This is a genomic window from Streptomyces sp. NPDC058326 (assembly GCF_042879855.1).
Classification (GTDB): Bacteria; Actinomycetota; Actinomycetes; order Streptomycetales; family Streptomycetaceae; genus Streptomyces.
On the sequence record NZ_JBHVZO010000003.1, the window covers coordinates 306015 to 327396 of the forward strand.

A 21382-nucleotide genomic window follows, 5' to 3' on the forward strand; every position below is an offset into this window, starting at 1 on the left:
ACGGCGCTGGTGCCGGGCGCCGCTCCGTGCGGGGGCCCGGTCCCCTCGGGCTCCTCGGTCACCCGTACCGGCGCGGCGTCCAGGTGATCGTGCGGCCGTCGGCGCGTTCGGCCGCGCGGGTCTGCGACGAGCCGATGAGGAGCAGGGTCCGCATGTCGACCTCCGACGGCTCCAGGGTCTTCAGCGTCAGGACCCGGACCGACTGCTCGGGGCCGCCCACGTCACGGGCGACGACCACCGGGGTGTCGGGGGAGCGGAGGGTGAGGAGGAGGTCCCGGGCGGCGGCCACCTGGTGCGTGCGGGACTTCGAGCCGGGGTTGTAGAGGGCGAGGACCAGGTCGGCCGAGGCGGCGGCGCGCAGCCGGGTCTCGATGACCTCCCAGGGCTTGAGCCGGTCGGAGAGCGAGATCGTCGCGTAGTCGTGGCCCAGGGGGGCGCCCGCGGCGGCGGCGGCCGCGTTGGCGGCGGTCACCCCCGGGAGTACCCGTACGGGAACGTCCGCGTACTCCGGTTCACAGGCGACCTCCAGGACGGCCGTCGCCATGGCGAAGACACCCGGGTCGCCGCCGGAGACGACCGCCACCCGGTGCCCGCGCCGGGCCAGGTCGAGCGCGAACTCGGCGCGCTCCGACTCGACCTTGTTGTCGGAGCCGTGCCGGATCTGCCCGGGGCGCAGGACCGGCACCCGGTCCAGGTAGGTGGTGTAGCCGACGAGGATGTCGGCGTTGACGAGCGCGCCGCGCGACTCGGGGGTCAGCCAGGGGGCGCCGGCCGGACCGGTGCCGACGACGACGACCTCGCCCCGGTCCCGTACGGGAGTCTCCTGGTCGATACGGGAGGGGAGCACGGCGACCGAGAAGTACGGGACGGACGCCGGGTCGACCTCCGCCAGCCTCTCCGTCCGCTCGCCCGCCATGAACGCCCGCTCCACGTACCGGGCGTCGTCGAGCCGGCCGGACCGTTCCAGGGCCCGCCGCACGGTGGGGAACGTGCGGCCGAGCTTCATGACGACCGCCGAGTCGGTGCCCGCGAGCCGGGCCGTCAGCTCGTCCTCCGGCAGGGTGCCGGGGATGATCGTGAGGACCTCCTCCGCCTCGCAGAGCGGCTCGCCGAGGCGGGCGGCGGCGGCGCTGACCGAGGTGACACCGGGGATGACGGTCGTGTCGTAGCGGTGCGCGAGCCGCTTGTGCATGTGCTGGTACGAGCCGTAGAACAGCGGGTCGCCCTCGGCGAGGACGGCGACCGTGCGGCCCGCGTCGAGGTGCGCGGCGAGGCGGGCCGAGGCCTCCTCGTAGAAGTCGTCGAGGGCGCCCCGGTAGCCGCCGGGGTGGTCCGTGGTCTCCACCGTGAGCGGGTACATCAGCCGCTCCTCGATGTGGTCCTCGCGGAGGTGCTCGGCGGCGATCGAGCGGGCGATGGAGCGGCCGTGGCGGGCCGAGTGGTACGCGATCACGTCGGCGCCGGCGATGGCCTTCACGGCCGCCACCGTCATCAGGTCCGGGTCGCCGGGGCCGAGGCCGACCCCGTACAGCTTGCCGGGCCCGGACCCGGTCGTGGTGTCGTTCGCGGTGCCGGTCACGGTGCTCATGCCTGGATCTCCGCTTCGTGAGCGATCGCGTTGATCGCGGCGGCCGTCATCGCGCTGCCGCCGCGACGGCCCCGTACGACGAGGTACTCGAGGCCCAGCTCCTGGGCGGCGAGGGCGTCCTTGGACTCGGCGGCGCCGATGAAGCCGACCGGTATGCCGAGGACGGCGGCGGGCTTCCCGGCCCCCTTCGCGACCATCTCCAGGAGATGGAAGAGGGCGGTGGGCGCGTTGCCGATGGCGACGACGGAGCCTTCGAGGCGGTCCCGCCACAGTTCGAGGGCGGCGGCGGAGCGGGTCGTGCCGAGTTCTGCGGCGAGCCCGGGCACGGACGGGTCGGAGAGCGCGCAGAGCACCTCGTTGTCGGCGGGCAGCCGTCGGCGGGTGACGCCGCTCGCGACCATCTGTGCGTCGCAGAGGACCGGCGCACCGGCGCGGAGGGCGGCGCGGGCGCTCGCGACGACCCCGGGGGAGTACGCGAGGTCCTGGACGAGGTCGGTCATGCCGCAGGCGTGGATCATCCGGACCGCCACCTGGGCGACGTCGGCGGGCAGGCCCGCGAGATCCGCTTCGGCGCGGATCGTGGCAAAGGACTGACGGTAGATCTCCGTCCCGTCCTTCTCGTAGTCGAACATGGTGTCGCTCTCGCTCATCTCGTGTGGGGCGGTGGGGTCGTGTGGGTCGACGGGCCGCGAGCCGCCGCGACCGCTGCGGACAGGGAGGTGCGGGGGGTGGGGACGCCGTCCACCAGATAGGTGTCGTCGCCGGTGGCGAGGACCTCGATCCAGCGGCCGTACGGGTGTCCGCAGCCGCGTGCGCACCCGGAGAAGTGCACGGGCAGCGGCCCGGCGGGCGCGGTGAGGGCGTCCGCCCGGACGTCGGCGAGGGACTTGGCGCACCCGGGCCGCCCGGTGCAGGCGGTGACTCCGGCTCCGGGGGCGTCGGGCCGGGTGATCAGCCCGTACGCCTCCAGGGCAGCGAGCCGGGCGGTGGCGGCTTCGGTCCCGGCGGCCGTTTCGGCGACGGCCGCTCCGGAGACGACGACCGCTCCCCGCCACGGTGTCAGCCGGATCTCATGGGCGGGCAGCAGGGCCCGCAGCTGAGCCGAGGTCAGCCGGCCGAGCGGTGCGAGGACGTGCAGGGCGCCGCCGGGCAGGACGCCGGGCGCGGGTGGCGTGGCCGCGGGCAGCGGCGGTACGGGTACGGGCTCGGCCGCGATCCCCGCACGTGCCAGGGCCCCGGCCCAGTCCGGCACATGGCTGTCGGGCAGTTCCCGGGGCCGCCAGGCCCCGTTCCCGGCCGCGTCGGCGGCGTCGAGGAACGTGAGGGAGGCGACGAGGGCGGCCCGTACGGCGTCGGCCGCGGCGAGCCGGAAGACCTGAGGGCCGAGCCACAGGGCGGCGGATCCGTCGGCGCCTGCGATCAACTTCACATCTCCGCCGAGCGTGGCCACGTCCCCTCGCCCGTCGTCCAGGACGAAGAGGAAACGGCCGGAAAGAGCAGCCGCCCGGGGCTCGGCGCACAGGGCGGTGTCCAGCTCGCGTGCCCACAACTGCACGTCCGCGCATCCGAGTCCGTCGAGGCCCGCGGTCGGCGAGGCGACGATGTTGCGGACGCGTTCGTGGGTGGCGGAGGGCAGCAGGCCCGCCGCCGAGAGGAGCGCCGCGAGCTCGCCGCCGCAGTTGTCCGCGAGGCCCCGCAGCTCCGCGTTGCCGCGCGAGGTGATGCTGATCCGCCCGTCGCCGAGGGTCTCCGCCGCGGTCGCGAGCGCCTCGGCCTGATGGAGTGTCAGGCGCCCTGCGGGCAGGCGGAGTCGGGCGAGGCGGCCGTCCTCGGCGGGGTGCAGACGCAGCGCCCCGGGGCAGGCGTCGCCACGGTCCCGTATGCGAGCTTCGCCCGGTTCGGGCGTCGTGGGTGGGGTGGGCGGCATGGCGGCGAGCATACCCACGGGCCACCGGGCGCCCACCGGGTGTGATCAGGCCGACTCGGCGGCCCGCCCCGCCCCTCGGCACCACGATCTAGGATGCAGATCGGCATGGGGTCCCAGGACCCCGGGGAGGAAGCCCGGTGAGACTCCGGCGCGGTCCCGCCACTGTGAGCCCGTCCCGGAAACGGAACGGGTGAGTCAGGAACTCCCTTCCCCAGGCTCTCGGCTTCGCCCGAGCAGGGGAGGCCCCAACCCACACGACCACCCGGGGCGCGGACAACCCCGAGGAAGGCCTGCGCTCGCCATGCTTCTGCTGCTGTCGCACTCCGATACCGACCTGCTCAGCGCCCGCGCGGCCGGCGGCCCCGTGGAGTACCGCTTCGCCAACCCCTCCCGTCTCCCCCTCGCCGAGCTGCCCGGTCTCCTGGACGGCGCCGACCTCGTCGTCGTACGGCTGCTCGGCGGTCTCCGCTCCTGGGAGGACGGCCTGGACGCGGTCCGCGCCGCCGGGAAGCCGGTGGTCGTCCTCAGCGGCGAACAGGCACCCGACGCCCAGCTGATGGAGACGTCCACCGTCCCCGTCGGCGTCGCCACCGAGGCGCACGCCTACCTCGCGCACGGCGGCCCCGCGAACCTGGAGCAGCTGGCCCGCTTCCTCTCCGACACCGTCCTGCTCACCGGCCACGGCTTCGAGGCCCCGGCCGCCGCCCCCACCTGGGGACCCCTGGAGCGCACCCCGAGGAGCACCGAGGGCCCGACGGTCGCCGTGCTCTACTACCGCGCCCACCACATGAGCGGGAACACCGCCTTCGTCGGCACCCTCTGCGACGCGATCGAGGACGCCGGCGCGCGGCCGCTCCCGCTGTACGTGGCGTCCCTGCGCGCCCCCGAGGCCGAACTCCTCGCGGAGCTGCGGGCAGCCGACGCCATCGTCACCACCGTCCTCGCCGCCGGCGGCACCAAGCCCGCCGAGGCGCAGGCCGGCGGCGACGAGGAGGCCTGGGACGCGGGGGCGCTCGCCGCGCTCGACGTGCCGATCCTCCAGGCCCTGTGCCTGACCGGCTCGCGGTCCGCCTGGGAGGAGAACGACGAGGGCCTCTCCCCGCTGGACGCCGCGAGCCAGGTGGCCGTCCCCGAGTTCGACGGCCGGCTCATCACCGTCCCGTTCTCCTTCAAGGAGATCGACGAGGACGGTCTGCCCGCGTACGTGGCCGACGCCGAGCGCGCCGCCCGCGTCGCCGGGATCGCGGTCCGCCACGCGCGCCTGCGGCACATCCCGAACGCCGAGAAGAAGCTGGCGCTCGTCCTCTCCGCGTACCCGACGAAGCACTCCCGCATCGGCAACGCCGTCGGCCTCGACACCCCCGCCTCCGCCGTCTCCCTCCTGCGCCGGCTGATCGCCGAGGGCTACGACTTCGGGCCGGCCGAGGAGCTTCCCGGCCTGGTCTCCGGCGACGGCGACGAGCTGATCTACGCCCTCATCGAGGCCGGCGGCCACGACCAGGACTGGCTGACGGAGGAACAGCTCGCCCGGAACCCGGTCCGCATCCCGGCCGCCGACTACAAGCGCTGGTACGCGACGCTCCCCGAGGAGCTGCGGACCCACGTCGAGGAGCACTGGGGCCCGGCGCCCGGCGAGATGTTCCTCGACCGCTCCCGCAACCCGGAGGGCGACATCGTCCTCGCGGCCCTGCGGCGCGGGAACCTGCTGATCCTCATCCAGCCGCCGCGCGGCTTCGGTGAGAACCCGATCGCGATCTACCACGACCCCGATCTCCCGCCGTCCCACCACTACCTGGCGGCCTACCGCTGGATCGCCGCCCGCGCCGAGGACGGCGGCTTCGGCGCCGACGCCATGGTCCACCTGGGCAAGCACGGCAACCTGGAGTGGCTGCCCGGCAAGAACGCCGGCCTGTCCGCCGCCTGCGGCCCCGACGCGGCACTCGGCGACATCCCGCTGGTCTACCCCTTCCTCGTCAACGACCCGGGCGAGGGCACGCAGGCCAAGCGGCGCGTCCACGCGACCCTCGTCGACCACCTGGTGCCGCCGATGGCCCGCGCCGACTCGTACGGCGACATCGCCCGCCTGGAGCAGCTGCTCGACGAGTACGCGCAGATCTCGTCCATGGACCCGGCGAAGCTGCCCGCGATCCGCGCCCAGATCTGGACGCTGATCCAGGCCGCCAAGCTCGACCACGACCTGGGTCTCCAGGAGCGCCCGGAGGACGACGGCTTCGACGACTTCCTGCTGCACGTCGACGGCTGGCTGTGCGAGGTCAAGGACGCCCAGATCCGCGACGGTCTGCACGTCCTCGGCGGCGCCCCGGAGGGCGAGGCCCGCGTCAACCTGGTCCTCTCCATCCTGCGCGCCCGCCAGATCTGGGGCGGTACGCAGGCGCTGCCGGGCCTGCGCGAGGCGCTCGGCCTCGACGAGTCGGCGGCGACCCGGACGACCGCCGACGAGGCGGAGGCGAAGGCGCGCGAGCTGGTCGAGGCGATGGAGGCCGCCGGCTGGGAGGTGACCGCGGTCGAGACCGTGGCCGCCGCGTACGGCTCCGAGGTGCGGGACGTGCTCCGCTTCGCCTGCGAGCAGGTCGTGCCGCGTCTCGCCGGCACCACCGACGAGCTGACGCACGCCGTGCACGCCCTGAACGGCGGCTTCGTTCCGGCGGGACCGTCGGGTTCGCCCCTGCGCGGCCTGGTCAACGTCCTGCCGACCGGCCGGAACTTCTACTCCGTCGACCCGAAGGCCGTGCCGTCCCGGCTGGCCTGGGAGACCGGGCAGGCGCTCGCCGACTCGCTCCTGGAGCGCTACCGCACCGACAACGGGGAGTGGCCGACGTCCGTCGGGCTCTCCCTGTGGGGCACGAGCGCGATGCGCACCGCCGGCGACGACGTGGCCGAGGCGCTCGCGCTGCTCGGCGTCCGCCCGCTGTGGGACGAGGCCTCGCGCCGGGTCAACGGCATGGAGCCGATCCCCCTGGCGGAGCTCGGCCGCCCGCGCGTCGATGTCACGCTGCGCATCTCGGGCTTCTTCCGCGATGCCTTCCCGCACGTCATCGGGCTGCTCGACGACGCCGTCCGGCTTGTCGCGGGCCTTGAGGGCGAGTCCGCCGAGGACAACTACGTACGGGCGCACGCGCAGGCCGACCTCGCCGAGCACGGCGACGAGCGGCGCGCCACCACCCGGATCTTCGGTTCCCGGCCCGGCACGTACGGCGCGGGCATCCTCCAGCTGATCGACTCGCGGGACTGGCGGACGGACGCGGACCTCGCCGAGGTGTACACGGTGTGGGGCGGGTACGCGTACGGGCGCGGGCTCGAAGGCCGCCCGGCGCGCGCCGAGATGGAGACGGCGTACAAGCGGATCGCGGTCGCGGCGAAGAACACGGACACCCGCGAGCACGACATCGCCGACTCCGACGACTACTTCCAGTACCACGGCGGCATGGTGGCGACCGTCCGCGCGCTCAAGGGCACCGCCCCCGAGGCGTACATCGGCGACTCCACCCGCCCCGAGACCGTCCGGACGCGCACGCTCGTCGAGGAGACCTCCCGGGTCTTCCGCGCCCGCGTGGTCAACCCGCGCTGGATCGAGGCGATGCGCCGCCACGGCTACAAGGGCGCGTTCGAGCTGGCGGCGACGGTCGACTACCTCTTCGGGTACGACGCCACGACGGGCGTGGTCGCCGACTGGATGTACGACAAGCTGACGCAGGAGTACGTCCTCGACCCGGAGAACCAGGCCTTCCTGAAGGAGGCCAACCCCTGGGCCCTGCACGGCATCGCGGAGCGGCTCCTCGAAGCCGAGTCGCGCGGCATGTGGGAGAAGCCGGACCCGGAGACCCTGGCCGCCCTGCGCCAGGTGTTCCTGGAGACCGAGGGCGACCTCGAAGGGGACGACGAGTAGGGCGCACTTCAGCGCGGGGCCGGGCGTTCCGGGGCCGGTTCGAGACGACGGCCCCGGAAGCCCTGTCCGTTTCCGGCGCTGTCGTGTCGACAGCTGCCGGACCGGGGTCGTCAGGTCCCCGGCGGAGGAGAGACCGAGGGCGAGCAGTTCGTCCGTGCGGTCCGTTCCGAAGGCCTCGCCCACCGTACGGGGGTCGGTGGGTGGGGCCGTCTCCTGACGCGGCGGTCCGGCTCCGTCCGGGACGCTCACCGTGCCCGCGTCCGGGGCCATGGGTCAGCGCGACCTGGCCGCCGCGATGGAGATCGATCCCAGCCAACTCGTGGCCGTCCTCAACGAGTTGGAGGCGGCGGGGCTCGCGGAGCGCCGGCGTGACCCGGCCGACCGGCGCCGTCACATCGTGGAGATCACGGAGGCGGGCACGGCGGCCCTCGAACGGGTCGACGCGGCGGTGACCGCGGCCGAGAGCGAGCTCTTCGGCGATCTCACCGAGGCGGAGCGGACGGTGCTGCGCGGGCTGCTCGACCGGGTCGTGGTGGACGCCGTCGACCACGACTGCGGCGCCGGGTAGAGGCTCCGCCCGGTGCCCGCCCGACCGGCGGGATCCCGGGGAGAAGTCCGCTCACCGGCCGTACGGCCGATGAGTTCCGGTGGTGACCGGGGTCTACCCCTTGACCGTCCCACCACCGAGGAGAGACCGATGGCCGAGACCGACACCCGGACCCTGGACACCACCGGCGCGGCCGTGCGCTACGACGTGCGGCCCGGCACCGGCACCGCCGACCGCCCCCTGCTGCTCATCGGCTCCCCCATGGACGCGACCGGCTTCACCACCCTCGCCTCCCACTTCGCCGACCGGACCGTCGTCACGTACGACCCGCGCGGAGTGGGCCGCAGCGAGCGCACCGACGGCGCGGCGGAGACGCTCCCCGAGGAGCACGCCGACGACCTGGCCCGGCTGATCGAGGCGCTCGGCACCGGCCCCGTGGACGTCTTCGCGAGCAGCGGCGGCGCCGTCAACGCCCTCGCCCTGGTGGCCCGGCGCGGCGACCTGGTGCACACCCTCGTCGCGCACGAGCCGCCGACCGCCCAGGTCGTCCCGGACCGGGAGGCGGCCCTCGGGGTCTGCGCGGACGTCCACGCGACCTATCTGCGGGAGGGCTGGGGGCCCGGGATGGCCAAGTTCCTCGCCCTGACGAGCCGTAAGGGCCCGATCCCGGCGAACTGGGCCGAGGAGCCCGCGCCCTCCCCGGCCGCGTTCGGCCTGCCGACCGAGGACGACGGCAGGCGCGACGATCCGCTGCTGGGCCAGAACATGCGCGGCTGCACCTCGTACCGCCCCGACTTCACCGCCCTGCGCGCCGCGCCGACCCGGATCGTCGTCGCCGCGGGGAAGGAGTCCGAAGGCGAGTTCGCCGCCCGCGCGGCGGCGGCCGTCGCCGACGGGCTCGGCACCCCGCTCGCCGTCTTCCCGAGCCACCACGGCGGCTTCCTGGGCGGGGAGTTCGGGCAGCACGGCGCCCCCGCGGAGTTCGCGGAGGCACTGCGTGCCGTCCTGGAGGAGAGCCGGAGCTGACGGCTGCTCCTTCGGTGACGCGGCGGCGGCCTGCAGGCCGCCGCCGCGTCGGCGTTTCCGATGCTCCACCGCCGACCACGCATCGGTCGCGCCGGTCAAGCGTCGGTGGCCGGCGTCCGCATCCCGAAGAGAAGCGAGTTGTTCTAGCGGAGTACGAACAACTTGTTCTATCCTGGTGCGAACAACGGAGGATTCCATGCACCGTGCCACGCCCCTGCTCCGCGCCCTCGCCGCGCTCCCCTTCGCCCTCGCCCCCGCCGCGTCCCTGCTGCTGCTCGACCTCTGGCAGGACCGGCTCCCCGACCCCCTCGCCACCCACTTCACCGTGGGCGACGGCGGCCGCGCCGACGGCTTCACCGGCCACACCGCGTTCGCCGTCATCACCGCCGTCCTGTTCCTCGGACTCGGCACCGGCTGGACGCTCCTCGTCCGCCGAACCGCCCTCTGGGGCGCGTGGGCGACGGCCGGCTTCCTCGGAGCGCTGCTCGTCCTTCTCGTACGGGCCAACCTGGACGCCACCGATCCGGCCCAGGTCGTCGCCCCCCTCACCGACCTGGCCGTCGGAGCGGCCGCCGCCGCGGTCCTCGGCCTCGCCGGATGGGCGCTGGCCTCGCTCCTCCCCGCGGACGCGCCCCCCGCCCACACCGGCGCGGCCGACGGCCCCCGGCTCACGCTCGGTGCGAGCGAGGTCGCCGGCTGGTCCCGCGCCACCGTCTCCCGCCCGCTGACCGTTCTCGCGGTGCTCGCCCTCGCCGCCGTCCCGGCCGGTCTGCTCCTCGCGCCCTGGCCCGCCGCCCTGCTCGCCCTGCTCGGCCTCGTCATCGGGGTGCCGGGCCTCGCCCTCGCCCGCGTCAGGGTCGCCGTCGACCGGCGCGGCGTCACCGTCGGGCCCTCGCTCGTGCCCCGGCCCCGGGTCCGGGTGCCGCTCGACGACGTCGTGGGCGCGGACGTCAGGGAGCTCGACACCGCCGCCGTGATCACCGACTTCGGCGGCTGGGGCTACCGGGTCCGGGCCCACAGGACCGGCGTCGTCCTCCACACCGGCGAGGCCCTCGTCGTACGGCGGGGCAGCGGGCGCGAGTTCGTGGTCACCGTGCCCGACGCGCGGACCGCCGCCGCCCTCCTCAACACGCTCGCCGAGCGCCATGGGAAGGTCTGACCGTGCTCTTCCGTGTCGACCCGGCCTCCACCGCGCCCCTCGGCGACCAGATCGCCGCCTGTGTCCGCGGCGCCCTCGCCAACGGCTCCGCCGCGCCCGGTGAGCGCCTCCCGGCCGCCCGGGAACTCGCCGACTCCCTCGGCGTCAACGTCCACACCGTCCTCCGCGGCTACCAGCGGCTCCGCGAGGAGGGCCTGATCGAACTCCGCCGCGGCCGGGGCGCCGTCATCGTCCCCGGCGCCACCGCGCCCGACCGCGCCCGCCTGGTCTCCCGGCTCCGCGAGGCGGCGTCCGAGGCACGCGGACTCGGCCTCACGGACGAGGAGTTCCTCGACCTGGCCCGTACGAGCCTGGGCTGAGCCCGGGTCGGCGGACGCTCCGGCCGGGCCTGCCCGCGTACGGGCACGCCGGGCCGGGCCGGCTCGCGTACGCGCGCGCGTGGACGGTCGGCGTACGGGGTCAGGCGAGTTCGCGTACGGGCGCGCCGTCCAGGTAGGCCTGGATGTCCTCGACCGCCTGGCCGAAGTACCGCCCGTAGTTCCCCTCCGTCACATACCCCAGGTGGGGCAGCGCGAGGACGTTCGGCAGGGACCGCAGGGGGTCGTCCACGGGCAGCGGTTCGGTCTCGAAGACGTCGAGGCCCGCCCCCGCGATCCACCGCTCGCGCAGCGCCCGCAGCAGCGCGCCGCCGTCGACGAGACCGGCCCGTGAGGTGTTGACGAGGTACGCGTGCGGGCGCATCGCCCGAAGTTCGGGCTCTCCGACCAGGCCCCGGGTGCGCTCGGAGAGCACCATGTGGAGCGAGACGAAGTCGCTGTCCGCGAACAGCTCCCGCTTGTCCTTCGCGAGCCGCACGCCGTGCTCGTCCGCCCGCTCCTCCGTCAGGTTCGGGCTCCACGCGCGCACGTCCATGCCGAAGGCGAGGCCGATCGCGGCCATCCTGGCGCCGATCTTGCCGAGGCCGACGAGCCCGAGGGTCCGGCCGGCCAGGTCGGCCCCGACGGTGGACTGCCAGGGCCCGCCCTCCCGCAGCGCCCGTGCCTCGGCCGGGACGTGCCGGGCGAGGCCGAGAAGGAGCGCCCAGGTGAGCTCGGTGGGCGGTGCGGGACTGCTGGCGGTCCCGCAGACGGTGACCCCGCGCGCGCGTGCGGCGGCGACGTCGACGGAGGCGTTGCGCATGCCGGAGGTGACCAGGAGCCGGAGCCGGGGCAGCCGGGCGAGGAGCGCGGCGTCGACGGGGGTGCGCTCCCGCATCACGACGAGGATCTCGCAGTCCTCGACGGCGGCGACGAGCGCGTCCCGGTCGGTGAGGTGCTCGCGCAGGACGCGTACGTCGACGCGGTCGGCGAGCGGGCTCCAGTCGGCGTGGGTGAGGGCGACGCCCTGGTAGTCGTCGAGTACGGCACAGCGCAGATTCATGACGGCATGATCGCGCAGGCTCCCCGGCCGTGCCCAGGGCACAGGCTCACCGCGCCCTGCCCCCGCGGGCCCCGCCTGACCGACAAGGGGCGTCCGGGGCCCACGAGTTCACGGCCCGCGGTCAGGGCGTACGGCTGAAGGAGCGGCGGTAGGAGCGGGGCGGGACGCCGCGGCGGCGTACGAACTGGGCGCGCAGCACCGCCGCGCTGCCGAAGCCGACCGCGCGGGCGACCTCCTCGACCGGGAGGTCCGTGGTCTCCAGGAGCTCCTCGGCGCGGCCGAGCCGCAGGGAGAGCAGCCAGGCGTGCGGGGTGGTCCCCGTGGACGCGGCGAAACGGCGAGCGAAGGAACGGCGGCTCATCAGGGCCCGGCGGGCCAGCTCGGCGACGGGCAGCGGCTCGTGGAGGTTCTCCCTGGCCCAGGCGAGGACGTCGGTGAGCCGCTCGTCCCGGCTGTCCTCGGGGACGGGCGTGGCCAGGTACTGGGCCTGGCCGCCGTCCCGGTGGGACGGGAGCACCAGGTCCCGGGCGATGGCGTTGGCCGTGGCGGCCCCGTACTCCCGGCGCAGCAGGTGCAGACACAGGTCGAAGCCCGCGGCGGCGCCCGCGCCCGTGACGATCGGGCCCTGGTCGACGTAGAGGGCGTCGGGTTCGACGGTGATGTCCGGGTGACGTTCGGCCAGGAGCCCGGCGAACCGCCAGTGGGTGGTGGCCCGCCGCCCGTCGAGCAGCCCGGCCGCGGCGAGCGCGAACGCGCCGACGCAGTGGGCCGCGACCAGCGCCCCGCGCGCGTGGGCGGCGGTCAGCGCGTCGAGCACGGCGGGCCCCGGCGGTGTGCGGAACTCCGCCCAGGGCAGCGCGATCACCAGGTCGGCGGCGGCGAGCCGGTCGAGGCCGTGCTCGACCACCAGCGGCAGCCCGACGTCGGTGCGGACGGTCCCCGGCCGGTCGGTGCAGAGCGCGAAGTCGAAGCGGGGCAGGTCTCCGCCGCGGGCGTCGAACACCTCGGAGACGATCCCTGCGCCGAGCATGCCCACCCGGTGCGGGGCGTAGGCGGCGACGGTCACGAAGGGCGGCGGCATGGGGGCGAGTCTTCCACGCGGCCCGCGTGGCACGATTCCCGCGATCGATGGCAGTACGGCCACTCGTGGCGGGCCCGGCGCCGCAGAAGACTGGGGGCATGACACACCACGACGACGCACCCCGCGGCCGCACCGCCGCCTACAGGATCCTGACCACCGGCTACACGCTCTCCACCGGCCCCGGGGTCGCCGCCACCGTCTCGTACGTACGCGACGGCGACCGGCATGTGATCGTCGATCCCGGCATGGTGGCGAGCCGCGACCGGATCCTCGGCCCGCTCGCCGAACTCGGTCTCGGCCCCGACGACATCACCGATGTGGTGCTCAGCCACCACCACCCGGACAACACCATGAACGTCGGCCTCTTCGGCCGGGCCCGCGTCCACGACCACAAGGCGATCTACGAGAACGACCAGTGGACCGACCGCGACGCCGAGGGCCATGAGCTCGCCCCGTCCCTGCGGCTGATCCGCACGCCCGGCCACAGCCCCGAGGACATCACGCTCCTCGCCGGCACGGACGAGGGTGTCGTCGCCTTCGTGGGCGACCTCTGGTGGCGCCCGAACGGCCCGGTGGAGGACCCGGTGGCCCCGGACCACACCGTCCTGAAGGACTCACGCCTCCGCGTCCTCGCCACGGCCGACGTGATCGTCCCGGGCCACGGCCCGGCCTTCCCGGCGGACGGCACGGCACCGCTGTAGGGGAGTCCGGGCGCGGGCGTTCCGCTGAGGGTGGGGGCGGCGCCCGGTGTCCTTGGGGGTGGCGCCGGTGTCCTGCCGATCAGGCCGGACGTCGCGAGACCGGTCCGATGGGCAGGACACCCCCTAGAATCGGCTTTCATGTCGAAGCCTGACGAGCTGCTCGTTGACATTGCCGCCACGGTGGAGTCCGGGCAGAGCAATCAGATGTCCCTGACGGTGGTCGTGGGGGGTGTGGTCCTCACCGGTCGGCTGGCCCCGGAAGCCCTGTGGAGACAGCGCGTGTCCGAGGTCCTGACGGACTCCACCCGCCTCGCCGAGTTCTCCGGGATCTTCAGCCCCTCCGAACGGAAGGAAGGGCCACCCACCCACCTGCACTTCCACCTCGCCCGGATCCTCCAGGGCACCGTCGGTATCCCGGAGACCGGCGGGATGTACCGGGTCGCCCTCTCGGACGTCAGCGCCTGGACGGTGGGCGACTTCCGCTACTCCGACCACTGAGCGAGCCGCGTACGACGACGGGCGGCGGCTGGGCAGCCGTACTCGGACGGTCACCGCCGCCCGCTCGGCCCCCGCACGCGGACGCAGGGCTCAGAACGTGTCGAAACGCTGTTCGGAGGGCTGCTCCGCGGGCTGCTCGGCGGGGACGGTGAGGCAGGTGAACCCGAGCTTCGTCATCGCCCGTACGACCTCGCCGGCACTGAAATCACGGCGGTCCTGGCGGGTGACGACCTCGCCCACCTGCTTCACGGGGAACTGGCGGCGCCCGATGACGACGACGTCACCGACGGCCGGCTCGGGCTTGACGCCCTTCATCGATTCGAGCACGCCGGCTTTGGTCAGCTCGAACGGGAAGCGGGCGATGACACAGCGCATGATGACTCCTGCGGAGAAGCGGTCCAGAGGTTGTTCCAGAAGAGGGCCGGCCAGAAATTCCCGCAGCCGGCGATGAGGTGCAAAGAGCTGAGGCCCGCACCCCAAAGGTGCGGGCCTCAGCTCGTCAGCTCGTGCTACGCGTCAGCGCCTGGCGTCAGGCGGGGACGATGTTCTCGGCGGTCGGGCCCTTCTGGCCCTGCGCGATGTCGAAGCTCACCTTCTGGCCTTCCTGCAGCTCACGGAAGCCCTGGGCGGCGATGTTCGAGTAGTGGGCGAAGACGTCGGGGCCGCCACCGTCCTGCTCGATGAAGCCGAAGCCCTTTTCCGAGTTGAACCACTTCACGGTGCCAGTAGCCATGTCATTTCTCCTTCGGGGCAGTGCTCGGAGCCCACACCCTGTGTGCTCCGCGTCGCTGCGATGATCGCCCCGCCCGGAAAAAGCCCGGAAATGAAAAAGGGTGCCCAGCGCCGGTAGAACCGGAAGGGGCACTCGTCGTTCGGGACCCACAACTGCAACTGATATCGACAGTAGCACGATGGCGCGATGTGTGCCGGGTGAAGAATTTCGACACGCGCCATCCCGTGTGTTTACATGACAAATTTTCGCCCCGCGTCGCTTCGAATTCACACAGTGACGTCTCCGCGATTTCCCTGCCCGAAGCCGGGCAGGGACGTCGGGGCGGGGGCCGCCGGAGGGTCCTCAGGCGACGGCCTTCTCGATGAGCGCCGCGATCCGCGCCTCCTCGGCGGCGCCGAACTCCGTCAGGGCGTAGCTGGTCGCCCACAGGGCGCCGTCGTCGAGCCGCGCCAGGTCGCTGAAGCCCAGCGTCGCGTACCGCGTCTTGAACTTCTGCGCGCTCTGGAAGAAGCAGACGACCTTGCCGTCCCTGGCGTACGCGGGCATCCCGTACCAGAGCTTCGGCGTCAGGTCCGGCGCGCTCGCCGCGACGATCTCGTGGAGCCGCTCGGCGAGGACCCGGTCGGCGTCCGGCATCTCGGCGATCTTCGCGCGCACCTCGGCCTCCCCGTCGGCCCTGGCCTTGGCCGTCCGCGCACCGCGGCGCGCGGACGCCTTCAGCTCCTTGGCGCGCTCCTTCATCGCGTCGCGCTCCTCCTCGGTGAAACCGTCGTACGTCTCGCCGCTTGTGCCGGCGCTGCCGCTCTCGGTGGACGTCCGGGTGCTCATGGCGCGGTTCCTCTCTGACAAGGCTGGGGTGGGGAGATGCCGTCGGGCGGTGACTCGGTGGGGTCAGTGGGCGGTGGAGGCCACGGCGGCGGCCTCCCACGCGAACCCGTCCGGGTCGGTGAAGGGGGCGCCGGTGCCCTCGCCACCGAGCACGATCCGGTGGGATCCCTCGCCGTCGACCGGGACACCGGCGTCCTTGGCGAGGGCGCGGCGCCCGTACAGGGCGAGCTTGATGGGGCTGTCACCGGCGGTGAACTCGACGTACTTGCGGCCGAAGCTCTTCCCGACGGTGAAGCCGTGCTCGACGTAGAACTTCCGGCTCTCGGCCACGTCCGCGGCACCGAGCAGGAGGACGAACCGGTCGATCCGGCCGGTGGCGGGGCCGGTGTCCTTCTTCGCCGAGGTCGCGACCTTCCAGAGGGTCCCGTCCGGGGCCCGGAAGACGCCGCCGACGCCCCAGAAGGACTTCGCCACGGGCTTGAGTTCGGTGGCGCCGGCGGCCAGGGCGGCGTCGACGAGGAGCCGTACGTCGGCCGGCTGGGACACCGTGAGCGAAAGGGTGAAGCCGCGGAAGCCGGTGGCCGGCGCGTCCGAGGCCCGCAGTCGCACATGGGCCCCCAGACCGGAGGCGGTGTAGAAGCGGTCGGCGGCCGGGAGATCGGCCACCTCGAGGGTGACGGAGGCGATGGCGTTCATGGGAATCACGCTAGGCGGGGGGTGCCCGCCGGTGCTTCTCGATTCCTGACGGGTCGCGTGACCTGCTTCGCCACGCAGGACGGCAGCCCGCCCTCGGCGTCCGCGACCTGGCGCCGGTAGACGCTGGGCGGTACGCCGACGAGCTCGGTGAACCGGGTGCTGAAGGTGCCGAGCGAGGAGGAGCCGACCATGAAGCAGACGTCCGTGACGCTGAGGTCGTCACGGTGCAGCAGGGCCATCGCGCGCTCGATGCGCCGCGTCATGAGGTACGAGTACGGCGACTCGCCGTAGGCCTGCCGGAACTGCCGGCTGAGGTGCCCCGCCGACATGTTCACGCCGCGGGCGAGCGCCTCGACGTCCAGCGGCTGCGCGTACTCCCGGTCCATCCGGTCGCGGACACGGCGTAACCGGGCGAGGTCACTCAGGCGCTGCGCCTCGTTCAGTGCGCTCATCCACGCAGGATGACACATGAGGAGAATCCTTTCAGCGGAGCTCCGGGAGACGGAGCTCCTGGATGCGCAGCTCCGGTCAGCGGAGCTCCTGGATACGGACGAGGTTGCCCGCGGGGTCGCGGAAGGCGCAGTCGCGGACGCCGTACGGCTGCTCGGTCGGCTCCTGGACGACCTCGACGTCCGCCGCCTGCACCTTCTCGAAGGTGCCGTCGAGGTCGTGGGTGGCGAGCAGGATCCAGCCGTACGTGCCCTTGGCCATCATCTCGGCGATCGTGCGCCGTTCGGCCTCGGTGATCCCCGGGTCGGCACCGGGCGGCGCGAGCAGGATGGACGTACCGGGCTGCCCGGGAGGTCCGACGGTGATCCAGCGGGTCCTGCCCTGCCCGACGTCGGTGCGCACCTCGAAGCCGAGGGCGTCGCGGTAGAAGGCGACGGAGGCGTCCGGGTCGTCGTGCGGGAGAACGGTGGTGTGAATGGTGAGGTCCATGCCCACAAGCTAGTTGGGCCGGACCTGCCCCGCTTCTCGATTCCTGACGAGACGCCTGACCGGACGTGTAGCACCCGCGGTCCCGGGCAGCCGCACCCCGAGGGTCGGGCCGCGGCCGTCCGCCCCGTTCACTTCCACTCCCGCGGCGGAGGTCGGTACGCCATGAACACGTCGATACCCCTGATCTACGCCTCGCGCGGTGAGCTGATGATCCCCGCCACGAAGGTGACCGGTCTGCTCCGGCGGATCGGCGCCGGGTGGCTGCGGTCGACCGAGGCGGGCGAGACGGACCTCGATCCCGAAACGGTCCTCGCCCTGGTCCGCCGGCTGAGCGACCTGGCCGATCAGATCGACGTCGAGTGCATCGCGGTCAGACGCCCGGCGAGCGGGCCCCCGCCGCCCGGCGGCGGAGACCGGGCCCGCTGAGGGGCTCCGGTTCGGCCCGGGTCCCCCTCAGCCCAGGTCCTTCAGGCCTGTGGCTCCCCCTCAGCCCAGGTCCTTCAGGCCCGTGGCCCGGCCGCTCTCGTCCCACTCGACCTCCAGGACCCGTGCGACGGCGTCGCGGTCGACCGGGCCGAAGAGATGGGGGAACAGGACGTCCGCGTCGGCCCCGGGCGGCGGAGCGGGAGCCGCCGCCTCGAACTCCAGCCGGGACGTCAGCCGGTCCTCGTCGAGCAGCAGCGCGAGGAGCGGTCTCGGTGCGCTCCGGTAGAAGGCGTTGACGACCGCGAGGGTCGTTCTCACGTCGGGGGAGCAGTGGACGAAACCGTCCTCCGCGAGGGACGCGGGCGCGTACGGGGCGTCGGGGCGGGCGTTCCACTCGCCGGAGGTCACGACGTGGTAGATCATGAACCATTTTCCCATGGGCCCGCGTGCCGGCCGGCCGGCCGGTCGACGTAGGTCTCCAGCGTGCCCCGGCGCCGCACGTCGAGCGTCGCGCAGTGGAAGGAGCCGCCGAACGGGGCGTAGTGCTGGAGGTCGCAGGGGATCGGCTCGAACCCCCACCGTTCGAGGGCGCGCAGGGTGTTGGTGTGGTTCCGTTCCGCGATCACCCGCTTCTCGTCGACCATGAGGATGTTCATGCTGAGCCACCTCCCGCACATCGAGGTGAGCCTCAGCAGCCGCTCGTCGATCGGATCGGGCTCGGGGGCGATCAGGACGTCCCACGAGCTCAGGACGTCGGGCAGACGGTCGACGTCGACGTACTCGGGGTTGACGAGCACCTTGCCGGGCGCGAGCGGGAGGAACGTCGTGTCGATGTGCATCGGCGTGCGGCAGCGGCTCTCGATCTCGTGGATGCGGTAGCCGGGGCCGAGGTGGCGGCGCAGCCAGTCGATGCCCATGCGGTTGGTGACGTTGCTCCGCGTCACGAAGAGGTCGCGGCCCGCGCGGACGAAGTCCGCCGCGTCGAAGACCGGCTCGAACTCGGTGAGGATGTAGCGCATGGGCTCCCCGTCCCGGGGGGTACGGAAGTCCGCGTCGAACAGTTCGTCGGTGAGCTGCGGTTTCGGCGCCGCCGTCCAGCGCGCGCCGCGCCGGAAGTAGTCCTTGATCAGCGCACGGTACGTGCCGGTCTCGAAGTACCGGCACGGCCAGGCCCCCGGGGTCTCGATGATCTCGTCGCCGATCACGAGCAGGACGTCGCGCGGGCAGGCGTTGCAGAAGCCGCGGGAGGACCAGTGGGGGGTGGCGAAGCGCTGCTTGTGGTCGACCGCGTCGGGTCGCCTGACGGTGACGCCGAGCGACCGCAGGAGGGCGATGAAGCCGTCGAGCTCCTGCTGCGCCCGCTCGACCAGCATGCGCGGATAGCGGAAGCCGGCGGAGAGGCCCTGCCAGCGTGCCGCCCACGGAGGGACGTTGCAGGACACGACCGGATGGGCGGAGGGGATCGTCGCGCCTTCGAGGCGCCCGACGATGATCTCCTCCAGGGGATCCCACTCGTTGTGCGAGGAGACCGGGGAGCCGAGGGGCTCCGGCCCGCCGGCCGTCGTGACGGAGGGCGCCGATGCCGGCGCGTCGGGGGTCTGTATCCGTGGTGCTGGCACTGCCGCCTCCTGGAATCGGTCAGGAAACCCGAGGTGCGTGGTGCGGGTGCCCTGTTCCCCTCCCAACATGCGTACGGGAGGCCCTGGCGTCCGTACGGGAGGTCCTGGCGTCCGTACGGGAGGCCTGGCGTCCGTGCGAGAGCTCCCGGCAGGCGTACGGGAGGGGAACAGCGAGGCCCCCCGCCTACCGCCCGACCACCGCGTCGATACGGGCCAGCTCCTCGGCGTCGAAGCCGAGGTTGCCGATGGCGGCCACGCTGTCCTCCAGCTGACGCACGCTGCTCGCGCCGACGAGGGCGGAGGTCACCCGGCCGCCGCGCAGCACCCAGGCGAGGGCGAGCTGGGCAAGGTTCTGGCCGCGTGCCTTGGCGATGTCGTCCAGGGCCCGCAGCCGGGCCACCAGGTCCCCGGTGACGGCGTCCCGGTTCAGGAAGGGGCTGTCGCTCGCGGCCCGCGAGTCCTCGGGGATGCCGTCCAGATAGCGCCCGGTGAGCAGGCCCTGCTCCAGCGGGGAGTACGCGATGGAACCGACCTGGAGCTCGTCGAGCGCGTCGAGGAGGCCCTCGTCCTCCGGGCGGCGGTCGAGCATCGAGTAGCGCGGCTGGTGGATGAGCAGCGGGGTGCCGAGCTCGTCGAGGATGCGGGCGGCCTCGCGGGTCTGCCCGGCCGAGTAGTTGGAGACGCCGACGTAGAGGGCCTTGCCCTGCTGGACGGCGGAGTGCAGGGCACCCATCGTCTCCTCCAGCGGGGTGTCGGGGTCGAAGCGGTGCGAGTAGAAGACGTCGACGTGGTCGAGCCCGAGCCGCTTGAGGCTCTGGTCGAGCGAGGCCAGCAGGTACTTGCGCGAGCCCCATTCGCCGTACGGGCCGGGCCACATCAGGTAACCGGCCTTGGTGGAGACGATCAGCTCGTCGCGGTGGGGTGCGAGGTCGGTCCGCAGGACGTCGCCGAGGGCGGACTCGGCGGCGCCGGGCGGCGGGCCGTAGTTGTTCGCCAGGTCGAAGTGGGTGATGCCGAGGTCGAAGGCGCGGCGCAGGATGGCGCGCTGGGTCTCGGCCGGGCGGTCGGGGCCGAAGTTGTGCCACAGGCCCAGGGAGAGCGCCGGGAGCTTCAGACCGCTGCGTCCGGTGCGGCGGTAGGGCATGTCGGCGTAGCGGCCGGGGTGTGCGGTGTACAACGCGACTCCAGGAGTGAGGGGGCGGTGTCCCATCTCAATCCGGCCCGCCGCCATGCGTCCAACAGGAGAATCCGATGGGATTCAGCGCTCGGGCTTCTCAATCGGTGGCTAGGCTCCTCCCTCATGGAACTCCGCCATCTCCAGCATTTCGTCGCCGTCGCCGAGGACCGGCACTTCACCCGGGCCGCCGAACGGCTGCTGGTCTCCCAGTCGGGCCTGTCGGCGTCGATCCGGGCCCTGGAGCGGGAGCTGCGGGCGCCGCTGTTCGTACGGACCACCCGCCGGGTGACGCTGACGGAGGCCGGGCGCGCGCTGCTGGTCGAGGCGGAACGGATCCTGGCGCACGTGCGGGCGGCGCACGAGGCGGTCGCCGCCGTGCAGGGCGTGCTGCGCGGGACGCTCGCGCTCGGGACCGAGCAGTGCATCGCGGGGGTGCGGACGCCGGGACTGCTCGCCGCGTTCCGGCGGCGGCACCCGGACGTGGAGATCCGGCTGCGGCAGTCCGGCTCGCCCGACCTGGCCGAGGAGGTCGCGGCAGGCCGCCTCGACCTGGCGTTCGCGTACCGCACGCGGGCGGACACCGACCAGCTGCGCTCGGTCTCGCTCGCGGCCGAGCCGATGACCCTGCTGTGCCACCCCGACCACCCGCTCGCCACGGCCGGGCCCGCCCTCTCGCCCGCCGATGTGGCCGGGGAGGTCTTCGTCGACTTCCACCCCGACTGGGGCCCGCGCCAGGCCACGGACACGGCGTTCGCCGCGGCGGGGGTACGCCGCACGGTCGCCCTGGAGGTGAACGACGTCCACAGCCTGCTCGACCTGGTGGACGAGAACCTCGGCGTCGCCGCCGTTCCCCAGCACTTCCGCCACAAGCGCGCGTCCCTGATCGCCACGCCGCTGAAGGGCACGGCGGAGGCGGCGTACGAGACGGTGGCCCTGCTCCCACCCCCGGACGTCACGAGCCCCGCGGCCCGCGCCCTGATGACCCTCCTGGAGACGGGCGGTCACTGACCCCGGGGGGCGGGTCGGCCGGCCAGTCGCCGGTCAGCCGTCCGCCAGGCGGCGGTCCCGCAGGCCGGGCCCGCCCGGCGATTCCCGCCGGGTGACGCACGTC

23 protein-coding genes and 1 riboswitch are annotated in these 21382 nt (G+C 73.5%); of the genes, 9 read left to right on the plus strand and 14 right to left on the minus strand.

Annotated features, from left to right (window positions below; all coding sequences use genetic code 11):
- Positions 1-58: 58 nt before the first annotated feature.
- From ACFVYX_RS06990 to ACFVYX_RS07000, 3 genes are read right to left on the minus strand one after another with little or no spacing between them, the layout of a single operon-like run.
- Positions 59-1588 carry a precorrin-2 C(20)-methyltransferase gene (locus tag ACFVYX_RS06990; protein ID WP_389680303.1) on the minus strand — a complete coding sequence of 510 codons (1530 nt, stop codon included), beginning with the start codon at positions 1586-1588 and terminating at the stop codon, positions 59-61.
- Positions 1585-2238 carry a precorrin-8X methylmutase gene (locus ACFVYX_RS06995; RefSeq protein ID WP_389680304.1) on the minus strand — a complete coding sequence of 218 codons (654 nt, stop codon included), beginning with the start codon at positions 2236-2238 and terminating at the stop codon, positions 1585-1587. The genes ACFVYX_RS06990 and ACFVYX_RS06995 overlap by 4 nt, the downstream gene beginning before the upstream one ends.
- The gene (locus tag ACFVYX_RS07000) at positions 2235-3527 is read right to left on the minus strand and encodes a cobalamin biosynthesis protein CobG (RefSeq protein ID WP_389680596.1); all 1293 of its coding nucleotides are present in this window, start codon (positions 3525-3527) and stop codon (positions 2235-2237) included. Before ACFVYX_RS07000 ends, ACFVYX_RS06995 begins: the two co-directional genes overlap by 4 nt.
- Positions 3528-3605: 78 nt before the next feature.
- Positions 3606-3739: riboswitch (cobalamin riboswitch) on the plus strand.
- A gap of 77 nt (positions 3740-3816) precedes the next feature.
- Here ACFVYX_RS07000 and cobN point away from each other — a divergent pair.
- From cobN to ACFVYX_RS07025, 5 genes are all read left to right on the plus strand, one after another.
- Complete coding sequence (gene cobN, locus ACFVYX_RS07005) at positions 3817-7422, plus strand: cobaltochelatase subunit CobN (RefSeq protein ID WP_389680305.1); 3606 nt, start codon at positions 3817-3819, stop codon at positions 7420-7422.
- 250 nt (positions 7423-7672) lie between these two features.
- Complete coding sequence (locus tag ACFVYX_RS07010) at positions 7673-7990, plus strand: MarR family winged helix-turn-helix transcriptional regulator (RefSeq protein ID WP_389680306.1); 318 nt, start codon at positions 7673-7675, stop codon at positions 7988-7990.
- 129 nt (positions 7991-8119) lie between these two features.
- Complete coding sequence (locus ACFVYX_RS07015) at positions 8120-8995, plus strand: alpha/beta fold hydrolase (RefSeq protein ID WP_389680307.1); 876 nt, start codon at positions 8120-8122, stop codon at positions 8993-8995.
- 196 nt (positions 8996-9191) lie between these two features.
- Positions 9192-10154, plus strand: a complete 963-nt coding sequence (locus tag ACFVYX_RS07020; protein ID WP_389680308.1) for a hypothetical protein — start codon at positions 9192-9194, stop codon at positions 10152-10154.
- Between the two features lie 2 nt (positions 10155-10156).
- The gene (locus tag ACFVYX_RS07025; protein ID WP_389680309.1) at positions 10157-10513 is read left to right on the plus strand and encodes a GntR family transcriptional regulator; all 357 of its coding nucleotides are present in this window, start codon (positions 10157-10159) and stop codon (positions 10511-10513) included.
- 100 nt (positions 10514-10613) lie between these two features.
- Here the strand turns inward: ACFVYX_RS07025 and ACFVYX_RS07030 are convergent, their stop codons facing one another.
- Together ACFVYX_RS07030 and ACFVYX_RS07035 are read right to left on the minus strand one after the other, a co-directional pair.
- Complete coding sequence (locus ACFVYX_RS07030) at positions 10614-11573, minus strand: D-2-hydroxyacid dehydrogenase family protein (protein ID WP_389680310.1); 960 nt, start codon at positions 11571-11573, stop codon at positions 10614-10616.
- Between the two features lie 121 nt (positions 11574-11694).
- Positions 11695-12654, minus strand: coding sequence for a GlxA family transcriptional regulator (locus ACFVYX_RS07035; RefSeq protein ID WP_389680311.1), 960 nt, complete (start codon positions 12652-12654; stop codon positions 11695-11697).
- A gap of 98 nt (positions 12655-12752) precedes the next feature.
- Here ACFVYX_RS07035 and ACFVYX_RS07040 point away from each other — a divergent pair, with 98 nt between their 5' ends.
- Positions 12753-13355: an MBL fold metallo-hydrolase gene (locus ACFVYX_RS07040; protein ID WP_389680312.1), complete on the plus strand. Its 603-nt coding sequence runs from the start codon at positions 12753-12755 to the stop codon at positions 13353-13355.
- Between the two features lie 138 nt (positions 13356-13493).
- A complete protein-coding gene (locus ACFVYX_RS07045; RefSeq protein ID WP_389680313.1) occupies positions 13494-13853 on the plus strand; it encodes a hypothetical protein in 360 nt (119 codons plus the stop codon).
- A gap of 90 nt (positions 13854-13943) precedes the next feature.
- On the opposite strand, the gene ACFVYX_RS07050 is transcribed toward ACFVYX_RS07045, so the two are convergent.
- The 6 genes from ACFVYX_RS07050 to ACFVYX_RS07075 all read right to left on the minus strand — a co-directional run bounded on the left by ACFVYX_RS07050 (position 13944) and on the right by ACFVYX_RS07075 (position 17049).
- Positions 13944-14228, minus strand: coding sequence for an SCO5918 family protein (locus ACFVYX_RS07050; RefSeq protein ID WP_389680314.1), 285 nt, complete (start codon positions 14226-14228; stop codon positions 13944-13946).
- A gap of 154 nt (positions 14229-14382) precedes the next feature.
- On the minus strand, positions 14383-14586 hold the full coding sequence (locus ACFVYX_RS07055; protein WP_030210008.1) for a cold-shock protein: 204 nt from the start codon (positions 14584-14586) through the stop codon (positions 14383-14385).
- A 342-nt stretch (positions 14587-14928) separates the two neighbouring features.
- Positions 14929-15414: an iron chaperone gene (locus ACFVYX_RS07060; protein WP_389680315.1), complete on the minus strand. Its 486-nt coding sequence runs from the start codon at positions 15412-15414 to the stop codon at positions 14929-14931.
- Positions 15415-15477: 63 nt separating this feature from the next.
- A complete protein-coding gene (locus ACFVYX_RS07065) occupies positions 15478-16110 on the minus strand; it encodes a glyoxalase (protein WP_389680316.1) in 633 nt (210 codons plus the stop codon).
- Positions 16111-16115: 5 nt separating this feature from the next.
- Complete coding sequence (locus ACFVYX_RS07070) at positions 16116-16562, minus strand: helix-turn-helix transcriptional regulator (protein WP_389680317.1); 447 nt, start codon at positions 16560-16562, stop codon at positions 16116-16118.
- Between the two features lie 76 nt (positions 16563-16638).
- A complete protein-coding gene (locus ACFVYX_RS07075) occupies positions 16639-17049 on the minus strand; it encodes a VOC family protein (protein ID WP_389680318.1) in 411 nt (136 codons plus the stop codon).
- Positions 17050-17211: 162 nt separating this feature from the next.
- On the opposite strand from ACFVYX_RS07075, the gene ACFVYX_RS07080 reads away from it, so the two are divergent.
- Positions 17212-17475 carry a DUF6213 family protein gene (locus ACFVYX_RS07080; RefSeq protein ID WP_389680319.1) on the plus strand — a complete coding sequence of 88 codons (264 nt, stop codon included), beginning with the start codon at positions 17212-17214 and terminating at the stop codon, positions 17473-17475.
- 60 nt (positions 17476-17535) lie between these two features.
- Here ACFVYX_RS07080 and ACFVYX_RS07085 read toward each other — a convergent pair whose 3' ends face one another.
- The 3 genes from ACFVYX_RS07085 to mgrA form a co-directional block, all read right to left on the minus strand.
- A complete protein-coding gene (locus tag ACFVYX_RS07085; RefSeq protein ID WP_389680320.1) occupies positions 17536-17898 on the minus strand; it encodes a DUF952 domain-containing protein in 363 nt (120 codons plus the stop codon).
- Positions 17895-19079: an amidinotransferase gene (locus ACFVYX_RS07090; RefSeq protein WP_389680597.1), complete on the minus strand. Its 1185-nt coding sequence runs from the start codon at positions 19077-19079 to the stop codon at positions 17895-17897. Before ACFVYX_RS07090 ends, ACFVYX_RS07085 begins: the two co-directional genes overlap by 4 nt.
- A gap of 199 nt (positions 19080-19278) precedes the next feature.
- The gene (gene mgrA, locus ACFVYX_RS07095) at positions 19279-20271 is read right to left on the minus strand and encodes an L-glyceraldehyde 3-phosphate reductase (RefSeq protein WP_389680321.1); all 993 of its coding nucleotides are present in this window, start codon (positions 20269-20271) and stop codon (positions 19279-19281) included.
- A gap of 123 nt (positions 20272-20394) precedes the next feature.
- Here mgrA and ACFVYX_RS07100 point away from each other — a divergent pair, with 123 nt between their 5' ends.
- A complete protein-coding gene (locus ACFVYX_RS07100; RefSeq protein WP_389680322.1) occupies positions 20395-21279 on the plus strand; it encodes a LysR substrate-binding domain-containing protein in 885 nt (294 codons plus the stop codon).
- Positions 21280-21382: the final 103 nt, after the last annotated feature.

Coding starts and splice junctions, on each gene's coding strand:
- ACFVYX_RS06990 (WP_389680303.1), bottom strand. CDS start 1,588: ATGAGCACCGTGACCGGCACCGCGAACGACACCACGACCGGGTCCGGG.
- ACFVYX_RS06995 (WP_389680304.1), bottom strand. CDS start 2,238: ATGAGCGAGAGCGACACCATGTTCGACTACGAGAAGGACGGGACGGAG.
- ACFVYX_RS07000 (WP_389680596.1), bottom strand. CDS start 3,527: ATGCTCGCCGCCATGCCGCCCACCCCACCCACGACGCCCGAACCGGGC.
- cobN (WP_389680305.1), top strand. CDS start 3,817: ATGCTTCTGCTGCTGTCGCACTCCGATACCGACCTGCTCAGCGCCCGC.
- ACFVYX_RS07015 (WP_389680307.1), top strand. CDS start 8,120: ATGGCCGAGACCGACACCCGGACCCTGGACACCACCGGCGCGGCCGTG.
- ACFVYX_RS07020 (WP_389680308.1), top strand. CDS start 9,192: ATGCACCGTGCCACGCCCCTGCTCCGCGCCCTCGCCGCGCTCCCCTTC.
- ACFVYX_RS07030 (WP_389680310.1), bottom strand. CDS start 11,573: ATGAATCTGCGCTGTGCCGTACTCGACGACTACCAGGGCGTCGCCCTC.
- ACFVYX_RS07035 (WP_389680311.1), bottom strand. CDS start 12,654: ATGCCGCCGCCCTTCGTGACCGTCGCCGCCTACGCCCCGCACCGGGTG.
- ACFVYX_RS07040 (WP_389680312.1), top strand. CDS start 12,753: ATGACACACCACGACGACGCACCCCGCGGCCGCACCGCCGCCTACAGG.
- ACFVYX_RS07045 (WP_389680313.1), top strand. CDS start 13,494: ATGTCGAAGCCTGACGAGCTGCTCGTTGACATTGCCGCCACGGTGGAG.
- ACFVYX_RS07050 (WP_389680314.1), bottom strand. CDS start 14,228: ATGCGCTGTGTCATCGCCCGCTTCCCGTTCGAGCTGACCAAAGCCGGC.
- ACFVYX_RS07055 (WP_030210008.1), bottom strand. CDS start 14,586: ATGGCTACTGGCACCGTGAAGTGGTTCAACTCGGAAAAGGGCTTCGGC.
- ACFVYX_RS07060 (WP_389680315.1), bottom strand. CDS start 15,414: ATGAGCACCCGGACGTCCACCGAGAGCGGCAGCGCCGGCACAAGCGGC.
- ACFVYX_RS07065 (WP_389680316.1), bottom strand. CDS start 16,110: ATGAACGCCATCGCCTCCGTCACCCTCGAGGTGGCCGATCTCCCGGCC.
- ACFVYX_RS07070 (WP_389680317.1), bottom strand. CDS start 16,562: ATGAGCGCACTGAACGAGGCGCAGCGCCTGAGTGACCTCGCCCGGTTA.
- ACFVYX_RS07075 (WP_389680318.1), bottom strand. CDS start 17,049: ATGGACCTCACCATTCACACCACCGTTCTCCCGCACGACGACCCGGAC.
- ACFVYX_RS07080 (WP_389680319.1), top strand. CDS start 17,212: ATGAACACGTCGATACCCCTGATCTACGCCTCGCGCGGTGAGCTGATG.
- ACFVYX_RS07085 (WP_389680320.1), bottom strand. CDS start 17,898: ATGATCTACCACGTCGTGACCTCCGGCGAGTGGAACGCCCGCCCCGAC.
- ACFVYX_RS07100 (WP_389680322.1), top strand. CDS start 20,395: ATGGAACTCCGCCATCTCCAGCATTTCGTCGCCGTCGCCGAGGACCGG.